This is a genomic window from Iodidimonas gelatinilytica (assembly GCF_008579125.1).
GTDB lineage: Bacteria > Pseudomonadota > Alphaproteobacteria > Sphingomonadales > Rhodothalassiaceae > Iodidimonas > Iodidimonas muriae.
The window spans coordinates 260,449-267,291 of the sequence record NZ_BKCL01000005.1 but is presented as its reverse complement, the minus strand read 5'-3'; the positions used below and the strand labels follow the sequence as shown (position 1 = coordinate 267,291).

The window sequence follows — 6,843 nt, the reverse complement described above, 5'->3', positions numbered from 1 at the left end:
GCAGTCTGAGGCGCTCTCTTGGAGGGCGGCCTTTTTGTTATATGTTATGATAAACGCCGTGCTTGTGGTGATGGGGCAGAGGATGGCGTTGCGTTGCATGCAAAAAAAACGACGATCTATGGCATCAGACGTGCGGGTGGCTGGCTTCTAACGCACTCGTTACTATCTGTTGTGATGGGCTGTGTTAGAGATACAGCTTGTGCCAATATGTGAGAAGTGATGATGCGGTTGGTGATGCGGGTACAGGCGACCCTGTTTGCGATGGCGATACTGGGACTTTCTCTGGCCAGTCTTTTCGTGCCTCTGGATCGGGCCATGGCCGCCCAACCTCTGGCAGAGATCAGCAATCCCAATTCCCGGCTCGAGATTTATGCCGAGCGGACCACCGTTGCGGCGGGCCAGCCCTTGTGGTTGTCCCTGCGTTTCATTCCGGCGCAGGGCTGGCATACCTATTGGCAGAATTACGGCGATTCGGGAAAAGCCCCTACATTCGATTGGACCTTGCCTGCGGGCTGGACGGTGGAAAGCCCGCTTTATCCTTTGCCGCACCGGATTCCTGTGGGCCCTTTGATGAACTATGGCTATGAAGCGCCGCAGGATCTTTTGGTCAGGGTCATGCCGCCCGCGGATCTGCCCGATCAGGCTTTTGATCTGGCGCTGTCTGCTGAATGGCTGGTTTGCGAAGAGGTGTGCATCCCTGAATTTGCGGATCTGTCCTTCAAGATGATTCCCGGTAAGGGGTCGGTCACGCCGGACATGGCCGAGCTGTTTGCCAAAGCGCGGGCGGCCTTGCCACATGATGCGCCTTGGCAGGCATCGGCCCGGATGAGCCAGGATGCTTTTGCGGTGACAATCGCCATGTCGCCGGATGATGTGTCCATGGCATCGGACGCTTATTTCTTTCCTGTTACCAGCGGGCTGATTGATTATGCCGGGACGCAGATTGCCACATCCGGCCCCGATGGCCTGACTCTTTCTGTGGCGCGGTCCGGTCATGCACCCTCGATGGACAGCGCGGCCGGCGTGTTGATTCTGACCAACGCGGCGGGCCAACGGGAAGGCTTTGCCCTTGATGTGCCCATTGTGATGGACCCGTCATTAAGCGTTCCCGATCCCGCTGATGCGGGGGGATTTTCCGGCCTTGAATTGGGCTTGGGGCAAGCGATTCTTTTCGCGCTTTTGGGCGGGATGGTGCTTAATTTGATGCCCTGCGTGTTCCCGGTTTTGTCCTTGAAGGCATTTTCCCTGATCAAAGCCCATGGCGAAGGAAATGTTGCGGCCCGGCGTGACGGATTGGCTATATGGCCGGAATTCTGGTCAGCTTTCTGGGCATTGCCATTGTGTTTTTGGCTTTGCGCGCCACCGGCACAGCGATTGGCTGGGGCTTTCAGTTGCAATCGCCTGTCATCGTTACATTGATTGTGATGGTGCTGTTTGCATTGGGGCTTAACCTTGTGGGCGTGTTTGAAATTGGCGGACGGTTTTCCGGCATCGGCCAAAGCCTGACCGAGAAAAAAGGCATCAGTGGTGCTTTTTTCACAGGAGTTTTGGCCACCATCGTTGCCACGCCCTGCACAGCGCCCTTCATGGCCCCGGCTTTGGGCTTTGCCGCGATCCAGCCAGTGCCGGTGGCTGTGGCCATTTTCCTCAGCCTTGGGGCCGGATTGGGCTTGCCATATCTGCTGGTTTCTTTCTTCCCGCCGCTGCGGCGGTTGCTTCCGCATCCCGGTAGGTGGATGGTTGTTTTCCGTCAATTGCTTGCCTTCCCCATCTTTTTGACGGTGGTGTGGCTGCTATGGGTTCTGGCCCGCCAAGGCGGCGCGGATAGTATCGGGCTGGCGCTTTTGCTTCTGGTGGCCCTTGGCTTTCTGTTGTGGCTTTGGCGTGTGGCTGGCCCTGCAGGGCGCTTGGCGCGGATCATGTCCTTTGTTGCCGGTTTGGCGGTGTTGGCGGTCATGCTGATGTCGCTCGGCTATCTGGCGCAGCATCAATCGGGGGCTGTCGCTGGCCAACAGGGCGGGCAAGACGCCGCCTCTTATGAAACGGCGATGGGCGTTGCGGATTGGTCCCCTGAAAAAGTGGCAGAGCTACAGGCGAATGGCCAAGCCGTATTTGTGTATTTCACCGCCGATTGGTGCATCACCTGCAAGGTGAACGAGCGGGTGGCTTTGGCCGATCCCGATGTGATCGCTTCTGTGAAGGCACAGTCTATCGCGGTGCTGAAGGCAGACTGGACCAACCAGAATGATGCGATCGCAAAGGCGCTGGCGTCATTCGGGCGCAATGGGGTGCCGCTTTATGTCTATTATGATGGCACGATGGCCGAACCGCAGATCTTGCCACAGATCTTGACGCCAGGCACATTGTTGTCGATTTTTGCCATGGAAAATTCCTGAAGAGAACACATGATGAAAAATATTTTCGGACGCTTGGCCCTAGCCTCTATGGTAGCTTTCGCTTCAATGACGGCTGTGCGCGCCGCTCCGGAGCCGGGGCAGGAAGCGCCTGTATTTTCCGCCAAGACAACCATGGGAGACGTCATTTCTCTGGAAGATTTGCGCGGAAAGCGGGTTGTTCTGGAATGGACCAATGATGGCTGTCCCTTCGTGACCAAGCACTACGAAACCGGAAATATGCAAAAAACCCAGCGGATACTCACCGAAGACGATGTGGTGTGGGTTTCCATTATCTCTTCGGCTCCGGGCAAGCAGGGTTATGCCACCGCTGATGAAGCCAATGCCATTGCCGCGCGGCATGGATCTTATACGGATCATATCATCCTTGATCCTCATGGGGATTTGGGGCGGCTTTATGGAGCGCGCACCACGCCAGAGATGTTCTTGATCGACAGCGATGGTACGCTTGCTTATGCGGGGGCGATCGATGATCGCCCTTCGGCCCGCCACTCCAGCGTTGAAGGTGCGACAAACTATCTTCTGGCCGCTTATGAGGATTTGAAAGCGGGCCGTCCGGTGGCAAAAGCCTCGTCCCAGCCTTATGGCTGCTCGGTAAAATACGGGTCTTGATACGCTATTTTTTGCAATTATTACGTGTAAAATATGTGCAATGACGAGAGATTTAAGGAAAAATTAAATCATTGCGTGATATTTCCGGTGAAAATTAAGATCTTGAAGCACGCTACATATCAGTAGCCTCTCACAAAGGAATTTGTGCAATGGCGGTGGGGGCAGAGCGCGTTCTTGCTCAGGGCGATATTATCGTTTCTAAAACGGACACCAAGGGGCGCATTCATTATGCAAACCGGACGTTTTTAAGCATAGCGGATTATGAGGAACGAGACGTTCTTGAAAAACCTCATAATATCATCCGACACCCCGACATGCCGCGAACAATTTTTAAAGTGCTTTGGGATCGTATCCGTTCTGGCAATGAGCTGTTCACCTATATCAAGAACGGCACAAAAAATGGCGATTATTACTGGGTGCTGGCCCATGTGACGCCAACATTCGACAGCAATGGCCAGATTATCGGCTATCATTCAAACAGACGTGCGCCCAATCGCCCTGTGATTGCCGAGATGGAGCAATTATACCGCGAGATTTCCAATCAGGAATCGTCGCAAGGCGATCGCAAGGCAGGATTGATTGCCGGCGAAGCGCTTTTGAATGAAAAGCTGGCGGCAGCGGGCCAAACCATAGACCAGTTTGTGTTTTCTTTTGCATCCAATGAAAAGGCTGCGGCATGAGCTTGTTTAAACGCGCAGGAAAATTGGCGACCGGCGGCGGATCGGACGTAGCAAAGTTGCAGGCCCGCATTGCTGAATTGGAAGCGGAATGCCGGCAATCCGATGCGGCTATCCAACGCATCGAAAAGGTGTGTCTGGCTGCTGCTGCGGGCGATTTGGAAGCCCGTTTGATTGATATCCCCGAAGATGGGCCGGGCGCACAGTCCATGCATGCTCTGAACCATCTATTGGATATGACCGATGCTTCATGCGTGAAGCCCGCGGCACGCTAAAGGCGGCGAGCGAAGGGCGTTATTATCGGCGCTTCATGCGTCGCGGTATGCTGGGGTCCTTTGGCGATGGGGCTGTCGATATCGATAATGCCCGCGCCGAAATGGCCCGCATGGAAGAGGCAAGCCAGGCGCAAAGAGAAGACATGGCAAAGCGGTTTGAAACGCAATTGTCTTCAGCCATTACAAATTTGCTGGATCTATCGGATACCATGGAAAACACGGCCCGTCGGATGTTTGACGAGGCATCTCAGGCGCTTGAGAAAACCGTTGCGGTGAGTGCGGCAGCGGAAGAAACAAGCTCTAATGCCCAGATGATTGCCGCCAGTTCCGAACAATTGACGGCGTCTATTTCTGAAATCAAACGTCAAAGCCAGAATTCCACATCGGTTGTGGAAAATGTCGGTGGTGATGTGAGGGCCGCAGAAACGGCGGTTCAAGGGTTGGAAAAGGCTGCGGGCAGTGTGGAAAAGGTGGTGTCCTTCATCCGTGATATTGCCGATCAGACCAATTTGCTGGCCCTGAACGCCACCATTGAAGCGGCCCGCGCCGGAGAAGCGGGCAAGGGATTTGCCGTTGTCGCCAGCGAGGTGAAAGCGTTGGCCAGCCAATCCGCCAAGGCAACGGAGGAAATCGCCCGACAGATTGAGGATATGCAGAAAGCCACATCCAGCACCAGCCAATCGATTCAGGCCATTGCGGCGCAGGTCAGCTCCTTGGGTGAGGTGATCGGGGCGATCGATAGCGCGGTGGATGAGCAATCTTTGGCAACGGATGAAATTGGCGGAAATCTGCAGCAGGCGGCGGAAGGCTCTCAAGAAGTGGCTTTGATCATCACCGATATCCGCAAGGCGGCAGAATCGGCGGGGGCCGGTTCAAATGATGTTTTGGAAGCCGCCCGTGCAGTAAAAGCGCAATCCACAGATGTCAGCGACCGCACGCAGGATTTCCTACATATGATCCAGAAGGCCTAAGCGCGGGGATCTCCTATCCTTTAATGTGTCTTCGGCGGTTCCGGATGCTGGTTTTGCCGCCCGTATCGGGGGCATGTGTTTCTTGGATTGGCGGAAAATACCATCAAGTTTCATGATTTTTTAAGGAAATGGTTACCCGGGCTTGGCAATCCTGCTCTTAGGGGTTGCTAGATTGTTATGAATTGAAGGGTCAATCATGATGATGGGTTCGGAACGCATCCTTGCTCAGGATGACATTATCGTTTCCAAAACGGATACCAAGGGGCGCATCCAGTATGCGAACCGGACATTTTTAAGCATAGCGGATTATGAGGAGCGAGAACTCCTTGATAAACCTCATAATATCATCCGGCATCCGGATATGCCGCGCACCATCTTCAAAGTGCTCTGGGATCATATCCGTGACGGGAAAGAGGTGTTCTCATATATCAAGAACAGCGCCAAAAACGGCGATTATTACTGGGTGTTTGCCCATGTAACGCCAACATTTGGCGAGACTGGCCGGGTGGTTGGTTATCATTCCAACCGCCGCGCCCCCGAGCGTGCGGCCATCACCGATATGACCAGCCTGTACCGGGAATTATGCGCTGTTGAAGCGGCGCAAGGCGGGCGGAAAGAAGGGCTTGCCGCCGGTGAAGGGCTTTTGAACGACAAATTGAAGGCCGCCGGTATGACGCTGGACGAGTTTGTTTTTTCCTATGCGTCCGATGAACGGGCGGTTGGATGAGTCTTTTCAAGCGCCCGGAAAAATATTCGGGATAGGCGGGGCAGACTTTGGAGTTTAGCCTTAAATCCTTTGTATTTAACCTTTCTTAAGCCTGTTTGCTGATAGTGGTGACGGCAGGAACCACTCTTGGAAGGTGGCTCTCGGTCATCTTCTGATAGGCATCTTTAAGGCAGATTCGGGCATGTTTCTTATTATCGGTTTTGTGGTCGTGCTCTTCATGGTGTTCGGCGGCTATGTGTTTGCCGGCGGCAAGATGGAGATCATCGTTCACGCACTGCCATTCGAATTGATGATTATTCTCGGCGGGTCGCTCGGGGCGTTTGTGATCGCCAATTCCATGGGCGTGATCAAGAAATCTCTTAGCGGGATGGGGCGTGCCTTCAAAGGCGCAAAATGGAAACGGCAGGATTATGTGGACCTGCTCAGCCTTTTGTTCGTTTTGATCAAAACCATGCGTTCCAAAGGCGTGGTGGCCATTGAGCAGCATATCGAGAAGCCAGAAGAATCAAAGATCTTCAATAACTTTCCCAGAATCGCTGCGGATCATCATGTGGTGGCGTTTATTGCCGATTATTTGCGCATGATGACCATGAATTTCGAAGATCCTCATCAGATGGAAGATGCCATGGATCAGGATCTGGAGCGCCATCATGCAGAAGAGCATGAACCACAACATGCGCTTCAAACCATGGCCGATGGCTTGCCTGCCGTGGGGATCGTGGCGGCGGTGTTGGGGATTATCAAAACCATGGCCGCCATCAACGAGCCGGTCGAAGTGCTTGGGCGCATGGTGGGGGGCGCTTTGGTTGGCACCTTTTTGGGAATTTTCCTGTCTTATTTGATGGTTGCGCCCATTGCGGGGCGTTTCGGGCAAGTGCTTAATGAAGAAAGCCAATTCTTCAATATCATCAAAACAGTGCTGATTTCGCATTTGCATGGCAATGCTCCACAGATTTCCGTTGAAATCGGGCGGCGCAATGTGCCCGCCCAGCATCAGCCGGATTTTGCTGAACTGGAAGATGCGCTGGCCGAATTGCCGCCGGATCTTTAAGCCGGGCTTTTGGCGCACAGCTCAACGCAACCACGCCATGATATGTGAGTGGTGAAAAAAGCGTGCAGGGCTTGCGCTTTCCCTTGTCCAAATCGCTGCAGCGCAATAGTCTGCAC

At 54.0% G+C, this 6,843-nt stretch carries 8 protein-coding genes; all 8 read left to right on the top strand.

Annotation, left to right across the window (positions count from 1 at the left end; genetic code table 11):
- Window positions 1–219: 219 nt before the first annotated feature.
- The 8 genes from JCM17844_RS09160 to motA all read left to right on the top strand — a co-directional run bounded on the left by JCM17844_RS09160 (window position 220) and on the right by motA (window position 6,727).
- Entirely contained in the window at window positions 220–1,419 is a 1,200-nt protein-coding gene (locus tag JCM17844_RS09160; protein WP_150000668.1) for a protein-disulfide reductase DsbD domain-containing protein, read from the top strand.
- The gene (locus tag JCM17844_RS09155; protein ID WP_150000667.1) at window positions 1,302–2,396 is read left to right on the top strand and encodes a protein-disulfide reductase DsbD family protein; all 1,095 of its coding nucleotides are present in this window, start codon (window positions 1,302–1,304) and stop codon (window positions 2,394–2,396) included. Before JCM17844_RS09160 ends, JCM17844_RS09155 begins: the two co-directional genes overlap by 118 nt.
- A gap of 9 nt (window positions 2,397–2,405) precedes the next feature.
- Window positions 2,406–3,026, top strand: coding sequence for a redoxin domain-containing protein (locus tag JCM17844_RS09150; protein WP_150000666.1), 621 nt, complete (start codon window positions 2,406–2,408; stop codon window positions 3,024–3,026).
- Between the two features lie 149 nt (window positions 3,027–3,175).
- Window positions 3,176–3,706, top strand: coding sequence for a PAS domain-containing protein (locus JCM17844_RS09145; protein ID WP_150000665.1), 531 nt, complete (start codon window positions 3,176–3,178; stop codon window positions 3,704–3,706).
- Complete coding sequence (locus JCM17844_RS09140; RefSeq protein WP_150000664.1) at window positions 3,703–3,978, top strand: hypothetical protein; 276 nt, start codon at window positions 3,703–3,705, stop codon at window positions 3,976–3,978. Before JCM17844_RS09145 ends, JCM17844_RS09140 begins: the two co-directional genes overlap by 4 nt.
- Window positions 3,954–4,949 carry a methyl-accepting chemotaxis protein gene (locus JCM17844_RS09135; protein ID WP_150000663.1) on the top strand — a complete coding sequence of 332 codons (996 nt, stop codon included), beginning with the start codon at window positions 3,954–3,956 and terminating at the stop codon, window positions 4,947–4,949. The genes JCM17844_RS09140 and JCM17844_RS09135 overlap by 25 nt, the downstream gene beginning before the upstream one ends.
- Window positions 4,950–5,145: 196 nt before the next feature.
- A complete protein-coding gene (locus JCM17844_RS09130; protein WP_150000662.1) occupies window positions 5,146–5,676 on the top strand; it encodes a PAS domain-containing protein in 531 nt (176 codons plus the stop codon).
- A gap of 181 nt (window positions 5,677–5,857) precedes the next feature.
- Entirely contained in the window at window positions 5,858–6,727 is an 870-nt protein-coding gene (motA, locus tag JCM17844_RS09125) for a flagellar motor stator protein MotA (RefSeq protein ID WP_150000661.1), read from the top strand.
- Window positions 6,728–6,843: the final 116 nt, after the last annotated feature.

What these genes read in the sequence shown, in the direction of transcription:
- JCM17844_RS09140 (WP_150000664.1), top strand. Translation starts at nt 3,703, where the DNA reads ATGAGCTTGTTTAAACGCGCAGGAAAATTGGCGACCGGCGGCGGATCG.
- motA (WP_150000661.1), top strand. Translation starts at nt 5,858, where the DNA reads ATGTTTCTTATTATCGGTTTTGTGGTCGTGCTCTTCATGGTGTTCGGC.
- JCM17844_RS09135 (WP_150000663.1), top strand. Translation starts at nt 3,954, where the DNA reads ATGCGTGAAGCCCGCGGCACGCTAAAGGCGGCGAGCGAAGGGCGTTAT.
- JCM17844_RS09130 (WP_150000662.1), top strand. Translation starts at nt 5,146, where the DNA reads ATGATGATGGGTTCGGAACGCATCCTTGCTCAGGATGACATTATCGTT.
- JCM17844_RS09150 (WP_150000666.1), top strand. Translation starts at nt 2,406, where the DNA reads ATGATGAAAAATATTTTCGGACGCTTGGCCCTAGCCTCTATGGTAGCT.
- JCM17844_RS09160 (WP_150000668.1), top strand. Translation starts at nt 220, where the DNA reads ATGATGCGGTTGGTGATGCGGGTACAGGCGACCCTGTTTGCGATGGCG.
- JCM17844_RS09155 (WP_150000667.1), top strand. Translation starts at nt 1,302, where the DNA reads ATGGCCGGAATTCTGGTCAGCTTTCTGGGCATTGCCATTGTGTTTTTG.
- JCM17844_RS09145 (WP_150000665.1), top strand. Translation starts at nt 3,176, where the DNA reads ATGGCGGTGGGGGCAGAGCGCGTTCTTGCTCAGGGCGATATTATCGTT.